Genomic DNA, 18,354 nt, shown 5'->3' with positions numbered 1-18,354 from the left:
CCGGGTCGAGCTGGGCGAGCGCCGAGCCGATCACGACGACGGATGTGATTCCGCTGACCCACAGAGACGCCTGCGACGGTGCGCGGTGCTTGGGGTGCACGGTCGCGAGCTTCTGCGGAAGCACTCCGCGCTGACCGAGGGTGAAGAGGTAGCGGGTGACGATGTTGTGGAACGCGAGCATGCACGCGAACATGCTCGTGACGACGAGAACCTGGACGATATCGCCGACGATCGGGGCGATCACTTCGCCGGCGAGGCCGACCACGACGCTGTCGGGGTTTGCGGAGGAGGCGGCGACGGCATCCGTTCCGCCGAGTCCGGCGATGACGAGCCACGACGAGACGAAGTAGAGCAGGCCGACCGAGATCACGGCGATGTAGGTGGCCCGCGGCACGGTCTTCTCCGGGTTCCTGGCCTCGTTGCGGAACACGGCGGTGGCTTCGAAGCCGAAGAACCCGAGGAAGGCGAAGAGCAGTCCGAGGCCGGGTGCGCCCGACAGCGCTTCGGCGGGGCTGAACGGGGTGGTGGTGAGCTCACGACCCGAGAACAGAACGCCGAGGTCGATGGCGATCACGGCGACGACTTCGAGCACGAGCACGACGCCGAGGACCTTCGCCGACAGGTCGATGCTGCGGTAGCCGAGCAGTCCGACGATGAGCAGCATGACCGCGGAGATCAGCCACCATGGCAGCTGGAGGCCGGTCCACAGTTCGATCAGGTTGCCGGCCTGCACGCCGAGGTAGCAGGTCATCGACACCGTCAGCAGCACGTAGCAGAGCAGCGCAATGGATGCGGTGCCGAGTCCCGCCCGGCGGCCGAGGCCGCGGTGCACGTAGGAGTAGAACGCGCCGGCGTCGGGCACGCGCGGGGTCATCCAGGCGTAACCGACCGAGAAGAGCAGCAGAATGATCGTCGCGACGAGCACCATCAGCGGTGCGCCGATCGACCCGGACACGGTGAGGATCAGCGGGAAGTTCGCCGCCACCACGGTGATCGGCGCGGCGGCCGCGATCACCATGAAGACAATTCCGGGCACGCCGAGCCGGCGGTTCAGTGTCGTTTCCAAGAGGGTTCCTTGTGTCGTGTGCCAGGGCACGGCGAGAGAGAACGGACGCCGTGTGGCGGCATCCGCAAGAAGATGGAGTTAGATCGCGGCGATACTCCACGAAGCAAACGTGACGCCACCCGGCTGGAGCACGAGCAGGTCCTCACCGGAGTTGAACGCGTCCGGCGGGCAGGTCATCGGTTCGACGGCGAGGCCGATGCGACTGGGCTTCGGCGCCTCCTGGTCGGCGGTGTGCACCTGCACCCACTTGCACGAGGTGTCCCAGCGCATACGTACTCCGGTTCCGGATGCCGCGGTGACTTGCACCTCGGCGGTCCGGTTCTCGTTGCGCACCAGTCCGGTGAACGCGTGGTCGATGAAAGTGTCGCCGATGACGCGGGGCTCTCGGAAGTCGAAGGTTCCGCCTGACTCGGTGGAGACATCCGCCAATTCGATCGGGATGAGGCGGTCTTCGGTGACGGTGAGCACCTGTTCGGCGGGGAGGAGGAGGGTCCAGTCGTCGACTGTTCCCTCGCCGGCGACGAGGTACGGGTGCGGGCCGGTGCCGAACGGGGCGGGCGCGGTGCCGGTGTTGCGGGCGGCGACGGTGGTGTGGAGACCGTCGGCGTCGAGGACGAACTCGACGCGCACCTGGATGCGGAACGGGTAGCCCTCCTGCGCCTCGACGGTGGTGGCGAGCATGACGCGGTCTTCGGCTTCGTCGAGGGCGATGAAGTCGTGCCAGACGACGAGTCCGTGCAGGGCGTGGCCGCGCTTTGGTTCGGTGAGCGCGAGCTCGAAGTCGGTTCCCTCGAAGCTGTATTTGCCGTCGACCACGCGGTTGGGCCACGGTGCGAGGGTGGCGCCGCGGTAGGCGGGGCGCACCTCGTCGGCGTCGTAGGGAACGACGAGGTCGCGGCCGTTGTGCTGCAGTGACCGCAGTGAGGCGCCGATGCTGGCGATGGTGGCGGTGTATTCGCCGCTGGTGAGCTCGAACTGCGTTCCGGAGAGAGGGGTGGTCATGACTCATATTCTGCCGGGTTTAGTGACCCCTTCGCGCCGAGGCAGTTTATGAGTCCTCCATGACTGAGGTCTCACTCCGGAGTTACCGTCATGGCCTGCCCACAGAGGGAAGATGTGATGCAGCTATCCCCAGCAGCGCGGGGACTCGTTGCGTGATCGCGAAAAGAGTATCGTCGTTATGGAAAGGGGACATGTGCCATCCACACCATCGCCAACACCTAGCGCTTCACCCAACATATGCGAGACCGAAGCGCTGATTGTTCGGGGAGGACGTAGATTCGAGCCGTTGCTCGAGAGAGAGCTGGACCGGCCCCTGCGTCAGCTCGCAGGTCGCCTCCCTGGCGCTACCGCCGGAGTATTTGTGACACCCGAGTTCGCGGGCCCAAACGGGATCGCAGACTTAGTGGCTGTGACTCGGGCAAGCGCAGGGATTGAGTCTCGGATAGAGAGCGGCATTGCACTTGTTGATCGGCTAGCGCTTGCAACCGTGGCCGCCGCCGTCCCTATTGGACGAGGCACTACGGCCGCTCAGGTGGAATGGCGGATCGGAATGTCGCGCCGTCAGGTGGCTGGATATCTGCGCGAACTCGAAACGTCGGGCGCAGTCAAGGAGGTGGCCGGCAAATATCGTCGCCACCCAGCAATCGTTCCAGTTGGACGAATGTATGCATTCGAAGCCAAGGTATCGGACTGGAATCGCGCGATCTCTCAAGCCGCTCGGTATTCCACCTGGGCTGACGCATCAGGCGTCGTCCTCCTTCACCCCCCGAAGAACCTCACCGACGTGGTCCGCCATGCCAAATCACTTCGACTCGGACTTGCGATTGGCGATAAATGGATCGTTCAGCCGACAATTGGGCGGCGGGCGAACGCTCTCCATGCGGGCTCACGGCTCTTGGCATCGGAGCGTTTCATCCATTCGGTTGGTTCCCTGCGGCATAGCTTGACCTAGACCCACAGGCCCTCAGCCGACGCATACTCACGGAGGATGGCCTGTTGCTGATCGTGCCAGGCAACCTTGTCGCTGTTCTTTACGAATGCAGGAACCCGCGCTAAGAGGTCTACGAAATAGTTATCGGCTGTCGCGTAGAGGTTGCGAAGCACTTCGACTCGGTCGCCTCTTGACTCAGATTGATTCATCGCAAGTACGACTTCCCGGATAGTTCGCAGATGGTGCTCTCGCTCCGCACGATCACTCGGCGGCATCGCCCCGCCCCGAATGGCCGACGCTAAAGCGGAGTCTAAGCGCTCGATCGCCTCGGCTGTATCGCGGCGAAGCACCGCTAACAGGCCACTCTGAGTCACGTATGATGCCGGAATACGGATCCCATCGTCGGACGCGACGTGGAAAGCATTTGGATCGTAAGTTCTCATTGAACGGTCCCACCCACCGCCAACGGTATCCGCTCCAGCTGCTACTCCAAGAAGTCCGACAAAGTCTGACTTCGCGACGATCACTCGAGATCTCTCTGACAAGGAATGAATGGAACGGAGCAGCCCTGCGAATGCTTCCGTGTCGCCTACATCGGGTGCTTGGCCCAGAACCACCTCATTTGCAACCGTGATCACCCAGGTCGGCGATCCGAGGGCCGCCAGTTGACCAACGTACTCATCAAGACGGTACCCGCTCCTCAGGAATGTCTTAGTCGCGACCAGCGACTGCCATGAATTTTCGGACATCCCGCTCGCCAGCTCTGCTGCAGCGAGTGCATGGGTCGCGGCGTCTGAATCCGGAGAATCTAGGGCGAGGGTGGGAGCCAGATGCGGCGCTCCTATACTCTCCTGACGCCGGAACACCCGCTCAATGTGCTGCAAACGTCTCGTCGGCGTGTCGAGTCCGACCCCGGCGGGGCCCCACAACTCCCAGGTGTCATAAAAATCCACTCGGTTTGAAGTCGGGAGCACTCGGGCATGGGTCTCCACGTCAAAAACCACCTCTCCGCCCGTCGCTCGAATGGTATCTGCGAGTCGCTCGGCACTCGGATTTCTAGGCGTGCCGACCCGAGGTGTGGAGAACGCAGAGATAAAGACCCCATCCGCAACGCCATCCGCGATAGCCTTCTCGCACCAGCCCAGATGCCCGGTTCTGCGGCCATCATGAATCAGAATTCCCGCCATTCGGCACTCCCTATTGCTGTCGCCTCAAGTGCAGCGAAGAGCTCGCCGCCATCCAAATACCGCCGCGCTGGCTGACGCTGCAGACAGCGATCAATGATCACGGCAAGTTCTCCGTCGATGGAGCTCACCAAACTGCTAATAGGTGCGGCCTGGCCTGTGCGCAGACGACGGTCGTACTCGTGATCCTCACCCGAGGGGTCAACTGGGAATTGTCCACTGCGAGCAAAAAAGGCCAAGATCCCCACGCCGAAGATGTCGCTAGCGGGGGTGGGAGATCCACCCGGCACATGCTCCGGGGTTCGGAAGCCGGGCGTGCCAGGTTGATGTATCCCGGTAAGCGCGCTTCGTTCCAAATGTCGCGCAAATCCGGGATCCATCACAACGAATCGTCCTTCAGAGGTGTGGCGCACATTACCCGGGGAAAGGTCTCGGTGAACGACTGCGAGTTCATGGCAGCCGATTAGTCCGCGAGCGAGATCGCGCAACATCGCTACGACCTGCATATCGTCCCACTGCACCCCCAACTCCAGACTCAAGTCGGCACCGTCCAGCCTCTCTTCGAGCCAGACCACGGCTGACGGGACGTCACCAATCTCGATCGCCTCCGACAAGACCGAAACCAGATGAGGCGATTCGACGGCGGCGAGCAGTTCCACCTCGCGATGCGCTCGTTTAACTGCGATCTGCGCAACTGGTCCGGGAGGCACCGGGACGATCTTTAGAACTACGGGATTGCCTGCGAGATCAGCAGTCAGCACCCACTTTTGCCCTCCCTGGGTGAGCCATTGGGCGTTAGATACTCCTGTTGCAGCGATCGCCTCCGAGACGATTTCGTCTGGGGTCACGAAAGCAGCCATGGGTTATCGGTGCGCACTAGCTCACGCAAAAACAATCTTGACTCCCCGCTCAGCGAACGTTAGATCGAGTCAGGCTATCCTCGGAGCACGGTCACGTGCGACCCCGCTTTCGGGGCTTCCTCCATCCCGTCCTGGCGCTGAGCCGGTGCGACTGAGCTAAGCCGCTCGGGGATTAGCGCTTCAGGAGGAAAGCCTGTGCTCAGTGGCACAACACTCTGGTCGAGATGGCTGCCCATCGCTGCGGTTGCCAGACGAACATATGAAGAGTCGCTCGCTCCACGTCGCAGCAGTAGGTCACCAGAGCGCAACCGTGCCTTTCCGAAGCCGGATGGAGCCGCCGCTATCTTCGAGTACCTCGCCTAGCCGATGAGCAACGCCCACGCAGTTACCGTCACTGTCCCCCCGGTGATATCCGTATCGATGTGCACCATCTGCCGTTTCGCACCGTGGTGGGATGCGACGTGGAGCCAGCCGGCGGCATCCAGCCCCTGAGTCGGCATCGCACTCCAGGCGAGCGTCGACACCACGGATGCCCCGGGCTGCACCTCGATCCGCGTCACACCGGGATCGTCGCTGAGCATCGCGCCGCCGTGGTCGACGCTCACGTCGAGGGCGTTGCTGTACTCGTCGGCGAACGCCACATCCGGGTAGCTCTCCACGATGCACGGCGCATCGCTGACGTTCGTGGCCCGAATGACGAGGGCGCGGCTGCCGAGGGCGGCGTCCGGCTCCCCCGCTGTCATCTCGAGCTGTCCGCTCGTGCACCACCGCGGATCAATCTGCCACTCGCCGGGCGCGACCTGTGGCACCGGTGTGCCCACCGGGGCGGGTTCCGCGACCGGTTCGGTCGGAATCTGCGCCTGCACCGCAGCAAGCGCCAGCGGCGAGGCGACGGTCAGCCCGACGGCCGCCAGCAGAAACAGGACGATCGCGGGGATGGCGACCATCCGACGGGTGAAGACGCGCCGTTCCGGCCGACCGGCACTATCGAGGGCGACAGCAACCAGCGCGGGAATCCAGCCGATCAGCAGCCCCCACTGCGCTGCCCCGGCCACCCGCTCGCCGACGAGACCGAACGGGGCCTGCTGCTGTACGACTGCGTTGACGAGTTCGATGACGACGGGAATCGCCGGAACCAGGAACCCGGATGCCACGGCGCACATCCAGTAGGCGGCAAACGCGGTCGCGGTGTTGCCTGGCTGCTGACGCCCGACCAGTGCGGCGAGGGCGGCGTAGGCGGCGAAGATGGCGAGCATCGAGAGAGCGATCATGATGAACGCCCACGGTGCGGGAGCGGTGAGTTCCTGCACCGGAATCGTCTCGGGAGCGACGATGGCGAGGATGTGCCGCACCGGACCGGAGAGGGTCTGCCGGCCGAGCAGTTCGAGGCCGCCGCTGGCCCACCAGAGCAGGGCGGCAACGACGGCGGGGATTGTTGCTCTAATCAGGCGCATTAGGTCGTTGTGATCAAGGTCGGCCGGCCGGCCACAGAGCGACTGACTGCCGATATTCCGTCGCGTCTGCTGACTCTGTGAATTCCAACAGGTTGCCTACCTTTTCGAGAAGGACCGCTTTGACCTCTACGGGGGTAGCAAAGAAGAACTCTTTCCGAGCATTCGCGCGATTGAGTGCCCGATCCGCGAAGTGCCTGTGTAGTTCGTTCTCCAAGGTGACGGCATCTTCCGAGAAGTACAGGGTGTGGGTGTCGAAGCGGAACGGCACGGACGCCCCGCTCAACTCGGCGATACGATCGCCCGGATCAAGTCTTCGAGTCAACCCAATCTTCACGACGTTCTTGCCGAACGCACCTTCATTTGAGATCACGTAGACATAGCCCGCACGAATATTCGCGGCGCGGAAGTCATTCTGCGCGATTGCGTCATCGATGAGGGCAAGCCGAACGACCAGTTCTGGGTCAGATTGCCCTTGCTGCTCAAGTGCATTGAGGGCATTCAGAAGATGCGACCGCTCCTTATCGAGATTCGCTCGCTCCTCAGCAAGCTCCTTTGCAACACGATTCTCTTCTTTCAACCGCGCCCGTTCCTCACGTTGCGCCTCTCGTTCTTCCTGCTTCTTGACTAGCCAGTCGGAAGTAAGCTCGATTTCTTCTAAACGCAACGCGTGGAACTCATCACTGATATGCATCTCCATCAATCGGCCGAGTCTCGCGATAGCAGCTCGGCTGGCGTCCATACGGCGCCTGGCCGTGAGTACGTTTCCGGCCTTCAGAGATCGAATGCTGTTGTCGGCTTCCGCGTTATAGGCACGCAACATGAGCTTCGCGAGGTCCTCCGTCATGCGTCGGCCCTGCGCAAGAGAGTTATTGAACGTAAACAATTCGGATTTGACTATCGCGCGACCGGATTTGACCAGCTCGGCCGTTTGCGACTCAATGTGGTTCAAGCGGTCTTTGTAGGCAGCAGCTGATTCAAGCGGATGGTGGTAGCGGTAAATTCCGACGTCCTGAAGGACGATAGCGTCATTCAGTTCAACGTAAGTGCCCGGCGCGGTCGAGGCCAGCTGGGCGCGCAAGGTGGCGTTCTCTGCCTCTAGCAACGCCATTCGTCGAGACACATCGCCGCCGCGCGTTCTGTCAATATCGCCGTCTGCGGCACCATGATCGTCCGAGGAGCCAATCGGACTGTCGTCCGAGACAGAGGTGACGAACGAATTTTCGGCTGCTTCCTTGGGTGTGACCGATGGCACCCACAGTTCCCATCCGGGAGGTGGGTCCGGCCAAGAAGGGTCCGGGCTCCAGCCTGCCGGCGGCTGCCAGCCGGGAGGCGGTTGGGGCCACCCGGGCGGCGGGTTGAATATCGGTTCACTCACCCTTGTGCGCTCCGAACACCCGAACCGCTCACTGGCACCAAGGCCAGCGGGTTCTTCGAGACAACCGCACCAAGATGGGCGAGAGTAGCCGCTGGCACTACAGCCGAGAGATCGAGTTCGGAGAAGACCTCCCGGGAAACTGCAGCGGCAGTCAGCGGTACGTATGTTTCTCTACCTGTTGCTGGATTGATGGTTTCGGTGCCAAGTTCCAAAGCGATGCTTCGGATGAGACCACGTCGATCCGCTTCGAACACCTCGTGGAAACTCCTCAAAGCGACGTTGTGAACGAGCTCGGCATACCTCTCTTTGGCTTCCTTCTGCGACAGAGGTGTTTCGACGATCTCGTCGGATGCTCTGACATACCGATATCCCTTCACTGCAGGAATACTGTCCGGGCCTGGGATCAACACCCTCATGCTGAGCTCAGCAGTCGACGGCTCGAATTCGGCTGAATGATGCACCTCGACTTCCTCCGGGTAGATCGAGTTCGCGAGAACTATAGCGACATAATCTTGCACAGCGCCCACGGTCCCGTAACCAAGGCCGTTAATTAACTGGTCAAGCTCCCCGTTCTGCTCGAGGACTGCTTCTTCCCGGGCAACACACTCTTGGTCGTAGCGCGCCCTCTCTTTCGCGAGCTCCGCTAAGCGCCCCTGCTCAGCTGCGGCATAGGCCGTGTCCTGAGCTTGGCGACGAGCCGGCAGTTCTTGCACACTCGCGTGCCAAGCCCAGTAATCGGCCGCATATTGCGCCTCGGCTGCAGCTTCCGCCTCAGCGAGCTTCTGCTTTCTACCGAATAATCCTGTCGGAGCCTGCACTGGCTGCTTAACGGGGAGCGGTGGGTCCGGAATGGGGGCCGGAGCGGGCAGTGGGCGCATGAGGTCCGGGCGATCGAACGGGGGATGATCGACCACTTCTCGCAATGATTCGAGGTCGACGTAGTCATCAACTTGCAGGGTCGCCGACAGCAGCGAATCGATGCGCTCGTACTTCGCAGAAAGTTCGGCGTTCAATTGGTCTACTTCGGCCTGCATCGCCTCGACGTGCGCAGCGGCGGCTTCCTTCTCGAGTCGCTTTCGGTCCGCTTCAGACGCACGTTGAGCCGCCGCGGTTGCTCTTTGTGCGGCTTTATGCGCCTGCTCGGTGCGTCGAACGGCCGCATTGTATTCTCGAGCAACGGCGGCTTCGCGCTTCTCTGCGAGTCGTGCCTGATGCTGCATTTCCGCAAAGAATCCTCGACGCTTGGCCACAACAACCTCCATGATTGGTACTCGGTCCGTAGTCTATTGAGATCGGCCGAGATGCCCGCGCCGCGAGAGACACCCAAAACGTGTGCCATGTAGTCTCCGCCGGGCATTGACCTCGGCTCGAGGGGCCTCCCTGCTAGGTTGACGGGATGGTCGACAAGTCAGTCCGCGATGAGATCGCCTCCTTCATGGCCGAGCGGGACTGGGCTCAATTTCACAGTCCCGAGAACCTCGCGAAGAGCATCGTCATCGAATCCGGCGAGCTGCTCGAGTGCTTCCAATGGAACGATGACGCGGATTCGGCCCGTGTCCGCGACGAATTAGCCGACGTCCTTACGTATTGCATACTGCTCGCCGACCGTATCGGTGCCGACCCGGACCAGATCGTCCTTGAGAAACTGGCGAAGAGCCGTGAAAAGTACCCGATCGAGAAATCCCGCGGTCGAAGCGCGAAATATGACGCCCTCTAAAATCGAACGCCTCGACTTCACACCCGAGGCTGTTATTCGTTGGGCTCCGAGTCACACTCGCAACACGAACTGGCCCGTTGTCTATGTGCTCGACGACGCGACGACCGACAACCGCGCTCCACGGAATCGGTTGCTGAACGACGTCTATGTTGGTGAGTCGCGAAATGCCGCCGGTCGGATGCGGCAGCACTTCGACTCCCCAGACAAGGCGCATCTGAAGACCATCCGGGTCATTGTCGACGAACGATTCAACAAATCGGCCTGCCTCGATCTCGAGTCCTTCCTCATCCGGCTGCTCGCCGGCGACGGGGCCTATCGCGTGCTCAACCGGAATGACGGAATCACCGAGGGCGATTACTACGACCGTGATCTCTATCGCGAGTCGTTTCGCGACGTCTTTGAACAGCTACGACGCGACGGGGTCTTCACCCGGAGCATCCCGGAGATCGAGAACAGCGACCTGTTCAAGCTGTCCCCATTCAAAGCGCTCACGCAGGACCAGGCTGCCGCAGTGGAAGACATTCTCAACGGTCTGCTCACGGATCTGGGCGCTGGTTCCAGCAGCACCCTCGTGATTCAGGGTGACCCCGGCACCGGCAAAACCGTGGTCGCCCTCTATATGTTGAAGCTGCTCGTCGATATCGCGAATACTGTTGAGGCTGAGGATTTCGACAGCGACACGATGTTCTCGGAGTTGTTCGTCCCCGAGCACCGCGCACTTCTCACCGACCTTCGCATCGGTCTCGTTATCCCGCAACAGTCGCTGCGGGAGTCGATCAAGAAAGTGTTCCGCAAGACGCCCGGTTTGGATCCGGCGATGGTCATGACTGCCTTCGACGTGGGCAATGCCGACGAGGAGTTCGACCTTCTCATCGTCGACGAAGCCCACCGGCTCAATCAGCGAGCGAACCAACCGTCGGGTGTGCAGAACAAGAACTTCGCCGACATCACGAAAAAGCTCTTCGATGTTGATGACACGAGCAAGACTCAGCTGGACTGGATCCGTGCGAGAAGCAAGCATCAGATCTATTTGCTTGATGCGGAGCAGAGCGTGCGACCCGCGGATCTCCCGTTCCAACTACTCCTCGACCTTGTGACCAACGCCAAAGCTCGCCACCGCCACTATCCCCTGATTACTCAGATGCGGGTGCAGGCGGGTGAAGCGGACTACGTCGCGTACATCCGACGCATTCTTGGCTCGGCGAGCCACTTCGACGACACCACCCAGCCCGAGCCGGAACTGTTCGCGGAGTACGACTTTCGGATGTTTGAAAGCGTCGCCGACATGCGGGACGAGATCTTGCTCAAGGAGAAGGAAGCAGGTCTCTCGCGTCTCGTGGCTGGATTCGCGTGGCCCTGGGCTTCCAAGAACGACAAGGCGGCTTTCGACATCAACGTCGACGGTGAGAAGTTTCGCTGGAACAGCACACAGACCGATTGGATCGCATCCCCGAAATCGTTGAATGAGGTCGGGTCGATCCACACGGTCCAGGGCTACGACCTCAACTACGCGGGCGTGATCATCGGGCCGGACCTTCGCTACGACCCCATTACTCGACGGCTGTTCGTTGATCGTGCGTCGTACTTCGACAAGAAGGGCAAGGAGAACAATGCGGTTCTCGGCAAGGTCTACAGCGACGACGACCTGCTGCGTTTTGTCCGCAACATTTACGCAGTTCTCCTGACCCGTGGCATCCGCGGTACGTATGTCTACGTGTGCGACCCCGCCCTTCGCGAGTACCTAAGAACTTTCATCACGACGGTGGACCGGCACTGAGCGGGAGCAAGTCGCCGGTCGTCGAGCCGGCACTATCGTGCACTTCACAGGAACTACCCTGAACACGAGGTCCACGCCTGACTCGCACTCAACGGTTAAAAATCCGTGATCAACGCCTGTATACAAGCCTCCGAATTAATGCTTAGCTTTCGCCAATCGACTTGCTCAAGGATCGGAGACGTAGCGGTGGCACCTACTCCAACAGACGGTTTTGTGGACCTTGCACACGCGTCAAATGAAATCGCCGCCGACTTCCCAGAGTCACGTGACTGGCGGGGAAGCCCGTTCGAGTGGATATTGTCTGTTCCGTCCGCCACGAAAGGGAGCATCGGACGGCGTCTGGTAGCCGAGTGGGCGGCAAATTCGGGTTTCGACGTGCGGTCGATCAGAGTAGACGGACAGCATTACCTAGATATCGACGAGCTACGAGTTCAAGTGAAGATGTCAACCTTATGGAGCAGCGGCATCTACAGATTCCAACAGATCCGCGATCGAGATTACGACTACTGTCTCTGCCTTGGGCTGTCGCCTGTGGACGCACACATGTGGTTGTTGCCGAAGGAGGCCCTGGATATTCACGTGATAGGTCAACTTGGTCAACACACGGGGATCGACTCCCAAGAAACCTACTGGTTCGACGCTGGTCCTGGGGTCGTTCAGTCGTGGCTCGAACCATTCGGGAACGACCCCGCTCAAGTTCGAGATTGGCTCGCTGACGCGGCAGGGCTGTGACTTCGAAAGTTTCTGCACACGAGCGCGTGTCTTTTCGGGTCAGGTGCATTCGTAAAGTGTGAGGTACGGCTCTGCCAGAAATTCGGACGGACAGTTTGCGGGTGAGCGCTTCAGCCCCGATGAGGGGCACGACCGAGAGCCCAGGTGACAGTAGGAATACGGGGCTAACCTCGACCGTTGTCGACAATGATGCGTACGCATCGACTTTAGACTGAACGGATACGGCAATGGCACAGCACCTCGAACTCGGACTCGACACCTTCGGTGACGTCACCGTCGACAACAACGGCGAACGCCAGAGCGACGCCCAGGTGATCCGCAACGTCATCGCCCAGGGGGTGCTCGCCGACTCGGTCGGCGTCGACTTCATCGGCGTCGGCGAACACCACCGCGACGACTACGCGATCTCCGCCCCCGACATGGTGCTCGCTGCGATTGCCGGCCAGACCGAGCGCATCCGCCTCGGTTCCGCCGTCACCGTGCTCTCGAGCGACGACCCGATCCGCGTCTTCGAACGCTTCTCCACACTGGATGCCGCCAGCAGCGGCCGCGCGGAGGTCATCCTCGGTCGCGGCTCGTTCACCGAGTCGTTCCCGCTGTTCGGCTTCGACCTCGCCGACTACGAGACCCTGTTCAACGAGAAGCTCGACCTGTTCGTGCAGTTGCTCAAGGAGAAGCCGATCACCTGGTCCGGCAGCCACCGTGCCCCGCTGACGAACCAGGACGTCTTCCCGAAGACCGAGTCCGGCCGACTCACCTCGTGGATCGGTGTCGGCGGATCACCGGAGTCCGTCGTGCGGTCGGTGCGCACCGGCATCCCGATGATGCTGGCGATCATCGGTGGCGACCCGGGCCGGTTCCTGCCGTACGTCGAGCTGTATGGGCGGGCGTCGGAGCAGCTCGGACTTCCGCGGATGCCGCTCGGCGCGCACTCCCCCGGACACATCGCTGCCACCGACGCGGAGGCGCGCGAGCAGCTGTGGCCGCACTTCCGGGCGAACCGGAACCGGATCGGCGCCGAGCGCGGCTGGCCGCCGGTGACCGAGACGGAGTACGTGAACGAGATCGAGCACGGCTCGCTCTATGCGGGATCGCCGGAGACGGTCGCGCGGAAGATCGCGGCGACGGCGCAGACGCTCGGGCTGGACCGGTTCGACCTCAAGTACTCGAACGGGCCGATGCCGCACGACCAGCTGATGACGAGCATCGAGCTGTATGGCACGCAGGTGATTCCGATGGTGCAGGAAATGCTCGCGTAGGGCCCTCTCATCGAGCTTTAGCTCTGCTCACAGCGGGCTGGCGTGCGGCCCCACGCCGAGAGCTCGCAACAGCTCGGGGAGATCTGAGCGAACGCAGAGTCCGAGAGGGTCCGGATCACCCGGGCTTTCTGATCGCATAAGAATGGCCGCAGGTGGCACACCCAGCGCACCTCCGAATATGCGAAGAGCATCTATAACTCGTAAGCGTTCGGAGGCAATATGAAGGCGGTCCCCTTCTTCAGAGAACCGGGCGACCTCGGCGATGCTTGCCAGGGGAAGAACCCCGCCAGCATGAGGGGAATACGCGGATGCGACCCACCGAGCAACAGCATTAGTCGTAACCAGAAAGATTTGACCGTTGGCGTCTCTCACCGGGGCCTGGGAAAAATCAAATGGATAGGCGACTTCCGCCAGGAACCGACTGACATCGTCCGAGTGCTGCAGCACTCGCGGAGGATCGAGCTTGAGAACTCCAATAACGAGCGGGGGATTCTCGATCACGTCCGCCTGCTTTTCTATCCACTCGACCACCGAGTTCCGGGGGTCCGCATATGGTTCATCCCGCGGACTATACGGAGTGTGCACGATCGCATTCCGCAGCAGGGCAAGTTCCTTGAGGCGGCTCTTCTGTTCGCCCACAAGTTCATCTGACTCATCAATCAGGCGATTGAAAGGAGGCCGTTTCCCATCTCGGCGATCGAAACGACTCTGGAGCATTATTTCGGTCTTGTGAAATGCGTCCAAAAAACGTCGCGCATTGGACCCCACATCGTCCATCGTTTCCTCTTTCTCAGTCCTGTATCAATCTATGTGCTCGGCTCGTGGGAACGCGTTCCCGGGCCTCGTGTTTTAGGATCACAGCGTCGTGGTCAGTAATGCTGGGCACTACGCACGTCCAATCCTCCGCAAGACAGTCGTCGCTTACTCAACCGCCGCTGCTGGCGTTCGCAGCACTATCGGCTGTGGTGCGTAGATCAATCAGATATCGGCGGAAGTACTCGTCCGTACTCGAATGAGCCGTGAAGCCGCTAAATTTCTCAAGCAGCTGAATCGCTAATCGCGGGCGGGCGCACCGTCGACAGTGCGGAGCTGTCCTCCGGCGTTGGTGACCGCGCGAGCGCTCGTGTATTCACTGCGGGCCCGATTTATGTTCAGGTCTTTGACCAGCGCGGAGATCAGCGAGTCATACGCGGACCTTAGTTCCTCGAGAGCTTGCCGCTCGATCGGCTCCTCTTCCTGCAACTCGAATAATCTGCCCCAGGAAGGGTCCCATGCGGCCGACGCCTTCCAACTGACGCGGCGCCGATACGGACTACTTCTGATCAGGGCGTCGGAACCCCAATCGCCGAAAGGCACGAAGCACAACTTCATGTAGCTTTCGTATGCCGCCGTGACGGGTCGGCTGTATAGCGGCGCGGCCACATAGAAAGATGCGTCCAAGCGCCGTTTGAGGGCGACTACCTCGGGTGGCGCGATATCGCGCCACGTTCCGATGAACATCATGTAGCTCATCAACTTATTCAGCTCTGGGCCGAGTTGCCTGTAGTAATCGATCCGAGCGTTGAGTAATAACTCACTACGCGACTGCCGTCGCGTCAGGATCCAGCCGAAGATCGCAACAACGACTGGCGTCGCGGCCGAGCTGATTGCTGTGGCGATATCGGTCCACGTGGGTTCTGGCACGGCTAATGATGTGTCGCGGTCGAGACAAAACGCAAGCTGACTCGGAGAAGGCGTAGAACCCGGCCGTCGCAGCACTAGCGAGCTTGCCAACGGCACTGGGCCAACGCAATCATCTATGTCACACGAATACTGTGGTGCTGATAGGGGAATGCGGATGGGAAACGACAGAACCAATAACGACCGACTGCGGGCACGGCGCACAAGCTGCGGCTGGATCGATCCTTTCGTCAGGTACTCGAAGGCGCCGATCTCGCACGATCAGCTGATGACCGGCGCTGATCAATGGCACGCAGGGTGTTTTCGATGGTGCGAGGTGACGCTGGGATAGCAAGTTCCGAACAATTGCCCCCGATTGGTCACCCTCGTCGTCCTAGGCTGACGCCTACAAGCTGAAGGAGCAACATGTCCCGATGGGCCTCGACGCTGCCGCTAGCGGCGGCGCTTTCCGTGTTCAGTCTTTCGGCGTGCTCAGCATCGGAGCCGGTAACGGCAACGGAAACTCCTGGCACTGAACCGACGACTGGAACCGTTTACACGTTTCCAATGGACTGCCAGAACGCCCAGCTGGGTGCGTCATGGTCGTTCGACGACTACGCCTCGGTGTGGGAAGCAAGTGAACCAGTCATCAACTGCAACGCGGGTGAGCCAGCTGGCAAGAAATTCTCCCCTGAGCAAATCGCCGCCCTTGACGCGGCCGGCTATGACCGAACGACGGTGGCACTTGGTTTTCTGTATGCCCGTTGCGCTGACCTCGGGACAGATGACCCGCCAACGGGATACTGGCCCAGTGCGTACGCCGCCCTTACACTCTGTCCGGAGCACCCAGATGCGGCCGCAGTGATCGCTCGTGCCGATGAGGCAATCGCAGCAGAAACGGAAGCCGCTGCCGCCGAAGCCGCAGAACGAGCCGCTGCCGAGAAGTCAGTAGCACAGCGCGTCCAGGAGATCGAGGATGGAACGCGAATTCTTGGCGGCATCCACAGGGTAGGCGAGGGCATCGAGTCAGGAACCTACGTATCAGAAGGCGACATTGAGAATTGCTACTGGGAGCGCCTGGATAACACGGGGGCCATCATCGAGAACGGCTTCCACGTCTCCGCCCTGCGGATCGAGGTAGCCATCGGGGTTGGTGACTACAGTTTCTCTTCTCAGCGGTGCGGTGAATGGATTCGAGTCGGCTAAACATGGTCGGCCCGGCCCTAGTATGCACTTCACTCGCATTGCGGTCTTCGATGCCTCGCACTTCGGCACATCGGAGACGGGGCCGGCTCATGGGCAGCGAACCACCCTTCATAGGAGAGGTCCTTTTGAGCGACCCGGAGAAATGCCACCCCAAGAGCCCCAGTGCCACCCCAACTGGTACTGCCGCCCAATCACCATCGCTGACAGGCTGATCCAGTGATTAACCAGAGCCATTACCCGTACGGCCAACAGCAGGTCATCTACCAGTCCGTCGTCAAGCAACCGTCGAACGGCATGGCCGTCACCGCCCTAGTGCTCGGCATCGTCGCGATCGTCTTCGGGATCTGGATTCCCATCCCGATCTTCGGGCTGTTCATGATGTTCGTCGCCTTCCTGCCCGCGGTGCTCGCCATCGTGTTCGGACACGTCGGCCTCAACAACTCCGCCCGCGCCGGCATCGGACGCGGCGGCGCCATCACCGGTCTCGTTCTCGGCTACCTCGTCGTCGCCCTCTCGATCGTCACGACCTCGCTCTGGGTGATCTCTTTTCCGGTTTCGACCAGCTCTACAGCCATCGTCGGCGCCTGACCGCGTGGCCAAAAAACGCGACCGTGTCGCCGTCTACATCGATTTCGACAACATCGTCATCTCCCGCTACAACCAACTACACGGCGACGGACAGTTCACCAAGGACCGCGTTCGCAACTTCATCCCAAACCGCAACAACTCCGACCCGGTCATCGCCGCCCGCATCCGCGAAGCCACCGTCGACGTCGCCGCCATCCTCGACTACGCCTCCTCCTTCGGAACCATCGTCGTCAGCCGCGCCTACGCCGACTGGTCCGCACCCTTCAACGCCAGCTACCAGAAGCAGCTCATCGGACGCGCCGTCGACCTGACCCAGCTCTTTCCCACCGCCTACTCGCTGAAGAATGGCGCCGACATCCGTCTCGCCGTGGACGTCATCGAAGACAGCTTCCGCCTCAAAGGTCTCACCCACGTGATCATCGTCGCCGGCGACTCGGACTACATCCCCCTCGCCCAACGCTGCAAACGCCTCGACCGCTACGTCGTCGGCATCGGCGTCTCCGGCGCGACGAGCACCGCCCTCGCTGCGGCCTGCGACGAGTACGCCGACTACGACGCCCTGCCCGGGGTCGAGATTCTCCCGGTTACCCTCCCGGTCGACTACGGAACCGCGGCCACCGCTGGAATGACGGATGCCGCCACGACGACAACGGATGCTCCCGCTCCTTTCCCACAGGAACGCTCGGTGGATCCCGACGCGGCGCCTGCGGCATCCGCTGACCCGCCTCGCAACCTGCAGAAGACGGCCACTGCGACTCTGAGGCGCGCCCTCGACCTGTTGGCGAAGAACGACCTCGAGTGGCAGCACGCCTCGGCCGTGAAGGTACAGATGAAGCGGATCGACCCGTCGTTTCAGGAGCGGGCGCTAGGGCACGGTCAGTTCTCGGACTTTCTCAAGTCCCGGCAGTCGTTCATTGAGATGGATAAGACCAGCCCGCCGTTGCGGCTGAAACTCAAGAGCTGACCCCCGGCGCACAATGAACGGCAATGGCAGGGACGCCCGACTCAGTAGTGTTCGCAGTATGAAGAAGGTCTTGATCGCGATTTCCGTCGTCCTACTACTTGGCGGATGCGCGTCGCCCAGTGAGCCCGCAAAGAGCCCGGGGCCGGCAGCAAGCCGTCACGCGACCTCGGTGCCAACTGAAGAACCAAGCGAGCCCGCTGAAACACCCGAAGCTACAACGCCCGAGTCCGTGGCTTCGGCGCTTGGCGTCGGCGATTACGTACAGTCTTCTTCGGTCGCTCCATTCGCCGCGCAGTGGGGTGAAGGGACATATGAGGGTTCCAGGGTTCAGATTTATGCCTTCGCCAACGAAGACGACTACGTCAGCTTCCTCGAGCAAATCAAACAATTCGGAATCGTAGAATCGCAACTCGTGCGCACAGGTTTGGTCGTTGTTTCCGTGGATGACCAGACAAAGCTCGCGGGTGTAAGAACAGTGCTCGGCGTCGAATAGCGGTCTCGACGGTCCCACGGCTTCCGCCCGCTCACCGATACGCTCCACTGGGGGCAGCGACGATCGCGATTCCTCTCTATTCCTGGG

Annotated in this window: 16 protein-coding genes; 7 read left to right on the top strand and 9 right to left on the bottom strand. The window is 61.2% G+C overall.

Annotated features, from left to right (window positions below):
- From D9V29_RS14035 to D9V29_RS14000, 7 genes are all read right to left on the bottom strand, one after another.
- The coding region (locus tag D9V29_RS14035; protein ID WP_147436301.1) for an APC family permease at positions 1–1,066 on the bottom strand (1,066 nt) is incomplete at its 3' end.
- Positions 1,067–1,144: 78 nt separating this feature from the next.
- Complete coding sequence (locus tag D9V29_RS14030) at positions 1,145–2,068, bottom strand: aldose 1-epimerase family protein (protein WP_121673954.1); 924 nt, start codon at positions 2,066–2,068, stop codon at positions 1,145–1,147.
- Positions 2,069–3,016: 948 nt separating this feature from the next.
- Complete coding sequence (locus D9V29_RS14020; RefSeq protein ID WP_147436300.1) at positions 3,017–4,186, bottom strand: hypothetical protein; 1,170 nt, start codon at positions 4,184–4,186, stop codon at positions 3,017–3,019.
- Entirely contained in the window at positions 4,171–5,043 is an 873-nt protein-coding gene (locus D9V29_RS14015) for a protein kinase domain-containing protein (RefSeq protein WP_121673951.1), read from the bottom strand. The genes D9V29_RS14020 and D9V29_RS14015 overlap by 16 nt, the downstream gene beginning before the upstream one ends.
- 359 nt (positions 5,044–5,402) lie before the next feature.
- Entirely contained in the window at positions 5,403–6,497 is a 1,095-nt protein-coding gene (locus D9V29_RS14010) for a DUF4232 domain-containing protein (RefSeq protein WP_121673950.1), read from the bottom strand.
- 13 nt (positions 6,498–6,510) lie between these two features.
- Complete coding sequence (locus D9V29_RS14005; protein WP_121673958.1) at positions 6,511–7,860, bottom strand: SNIPE associated domain-containing protein; 1,350 nt, start codon at positions 7,858–7,860, stop codon at positions 6,511–6,513.
- An 8-nt stretch (positions 7,861–7,868) separates the two neighbouring features.
- Positions 7,869–9,134, bottom strand: a complete 1,266-nt coding sequence (locus D9V29_RS14000) for a hypothetical protein (RefSeq protein WP_229790427.1) — start codon at positions 9,132–9,134, stop codon at positions 7,869–7,871.
- A 134-nt stretch (positions 9,135–9,268) separates the two neighbouring features.
- Here D9V29_RS14000 and D9V29_RS13995 point away from each other — a divergent pair, with 134 nt between their 5' ends.
- The 3 genes from D9V29_RS13995 to D9V29_RS13980 all read left to right on the top strand — a co-directional run bounded on the left by D9V29_RS13995 (position 9,269) and on the right by D9V29_RS13980 (position 13,357).
- Positions 9,269–9,589 (top strand): nucleotide pyrophosphohydrolase, encoded by a 321-nt coding sequence (locus tag D9V29_RS13995; protein ID WP_121673948.1) that lies wholly within the window; start codon positions 9,269–9,271, stop codon positions 9,587–9,589.
- A complete protein-coding gene (locus tag D9V29_RS13990; protein ID WP_121673947.1) occupies positions 9,576–11,366 on the top strand; it encodes a DUF2075 domain-containing protein in 1,791 nt (596 codons plus the stop codon). Before D9V29_RS13995 ends, D9V29_RS13990 begins: the two co-directional genes overlap by 14 nt.
- A 959-nt stretch (positions 11,367–12,325) precedes the next feature.
- A complete protein-coding gene (locus D9V29_RS13980; RefSeq protein WP_121673945.1) occupies positions 12,326–13,357 on the top strand; it encodes an LLM class flavin-dependent oxidoreductase in 1,032 nt (343 codons plus the stop codon).
- A 27-nt stretch (positions 13,358–13,384) separates the two neighbouring features.
- On the opposite strand, the gene D9V29_RS14820 is transcribed toward D9V29_RS13980, so the two are convergent.
- Complete coding sequence (locus D9V29_RS14820; protein WP_147436299.1) at positions 13,385–14,134, bottom strand: hypothetical protein; 750 nt, start codon at positions 14,132–14,134, stop codon at positions 13,385–13,387.
- A 276-nt stretch (positions 14,135–14,410) separates the two neighbouring features.
- The gene (locus tag D9V29_RS13970; protein ID WP_121673943.1) at positions 14,411–15,040 is read right to left on the bottom strand and encodes a hypothetical protein; all 630 of its coding nucleotides are present in this window, start codon (positions 15,038–15,040) and stop codon (positions 14,411–14,413) included.
- 543 nt (positions 15,041–15,583) lie between these two features.
- Here D9V29_RS13970 and D9V29_RS13965 point away from each other — a divergent pair.
- From D9V29_RS13965 to D9V29_RS14815, 4 genes are all read left to right on the top strand, one after another.
- On the top strand, positions 15,584–16,222 hold the full coding sequence (locus D9V29_RS13965) for an Rv1352/Rv1906c domain-containing protein (protein ID WP_121673942.1): 639 nt from the start codon (positions 15,584–15,586) through the stop codon (positions 16,220–16,222).
- A 216-nt stretch (positions 16,223–16,438) separates the two neighbouring features.
- Positions 16,439–16,810 carry a DUF4190 domain-containing protein gene (locus tag D9V29_RS15010; protein ID WP_183085038.1) on the top strand — a complete coding sequence of 124 codons (372 nt, stop codon included), beginning with the start codon at positions 16,439–16,441 and terminating at the stop codon, positions 16,808–16,810.
- Positions 16,811–16,814: 4 nt separating this feature from the next.
- On the top strand, positions 16,815–17,774 hold the full coding sequence (locus tag D9V29_RS13955) for an NYN domain-containing protein (RefSeq protein ID WP_121673941.1): 960 nt from the start codon (positions 16,815–16,817) through the stop codon (positions 17,772–17,774).
- A gap of 58 nt (positions 17,775–17,832) precedes the next feature.
- Positions 17,833–18,267, top strand: a complete 435-nt coding sequence (locus D9V29_RS14815) for a hypothetical protein (RefSeq protein ID WP_147436297.1) — start codon at positions 17,833–17,835, stop codon at positions 18,265–18,267.
- Positions 18,268–18,354: the final 87 nt, after the last annotated feature.

The sequence above is a fragment of the Mycetocola manganoxydans genome (genome assembly GCF_003667545.1).
Classification (GTDB): domain Bacteria; phylum Actinomycetota; class Actinomycetes; order Actinomycetales; family Microbacteriaceae; genus Mycetocola_A; species Mycetocola_A manganoxydans.
Note: the sequence above shows the minus strand (reverse complement) of the source record. Positions and strands in the feature narration are given on the sequence as shown.

What these genes read in the sequence shown, in the direction of transcription:
- D9V29_RS14030 (WP_121673954.1), bottom strand. Translation starts at nt 2,068, where the DNA reads ATGACCACCCCTCTCTCCGGAACGCAGTTCGAGCTCACCAGCGGCGAA.
- D9V29_RS14020 (WP_147436300.1), bottom strand. Translation starts at nt 4,186, where the DNA reads ATGGCGGGAATTCTGATTCATGATGGCCGCAGAACCGGGCATCTGGGC.
- D9V29_RS14015 (WP_121673951.1), bottom strand. Translation starts at nt 5,043, where the DNA reads ATGGCTGCTTTCGTGACCCCAGACGAAATCGTCTCGGAGGCGATCGCT.
- D9V29_RS14010 (WP_121673950.1), bottom strand. Translation starts at nt 6,497, where the DNA reads ATGCGCCTGATTAGAGCAACAATCCCCGCCGTCGTTGCCGCCCTGCTC.
- D9V29_RS14000 (WP_229790427.1), bottom strand. Translation starts at nt 9,134, where the DNA reads ATGGAGGTTGTTGTGGCCAAGCGTCGAGGATTCTTTGCGGAAATGCAG.
- D9V29_RS13995 (WP_121673948.1), top strand. Translation starts at nt 9,269, where the DNA reads ATGGTCGACAAGTCAGTCCGCGATGAGATCGCCTCCTTCATGGCCGAG.
- D9V29_RS13990 (WP_121673947.1), top strand. Translation starts at nt 9,576, where the DNA reads ATGACGCCCTCTAAAATCGAACGCCTCGACTTCACACCCGAGGCTGTT.
- D9V29_RS13980 (WP_121673945.1), top strand. Translation starts at nt 12,326, where the DNA reads ATGGCACAGCACCTCGAACTCGGACTCGACACCTTCGGTGACGTCACC.
- D9V29_RS14820 (WP_147436299.1), bottom strand. Translation starts at nt 14,134, where the DNA reads ATGGACGATGTGGGGTCCAATGCGCGACGTTTTTTGGACGCATTTCAC.
- D9V29_RS13965 (WP_121673942.1), top strand. Translation starts at nt 15,584, where the DNA reads ATGGACTGCCAGAACGCCCAGCTGGGTGCGTCATGGTCGTTCGACGAC.
- D9V29_RS14815 (WP_147436297.1), top strand. Translation starts at nt 17,833, where the DNA reads ATGAAGAAGGTCTTGATCGCGATTTCCGTCGTCCTACTACTTGGCGGA.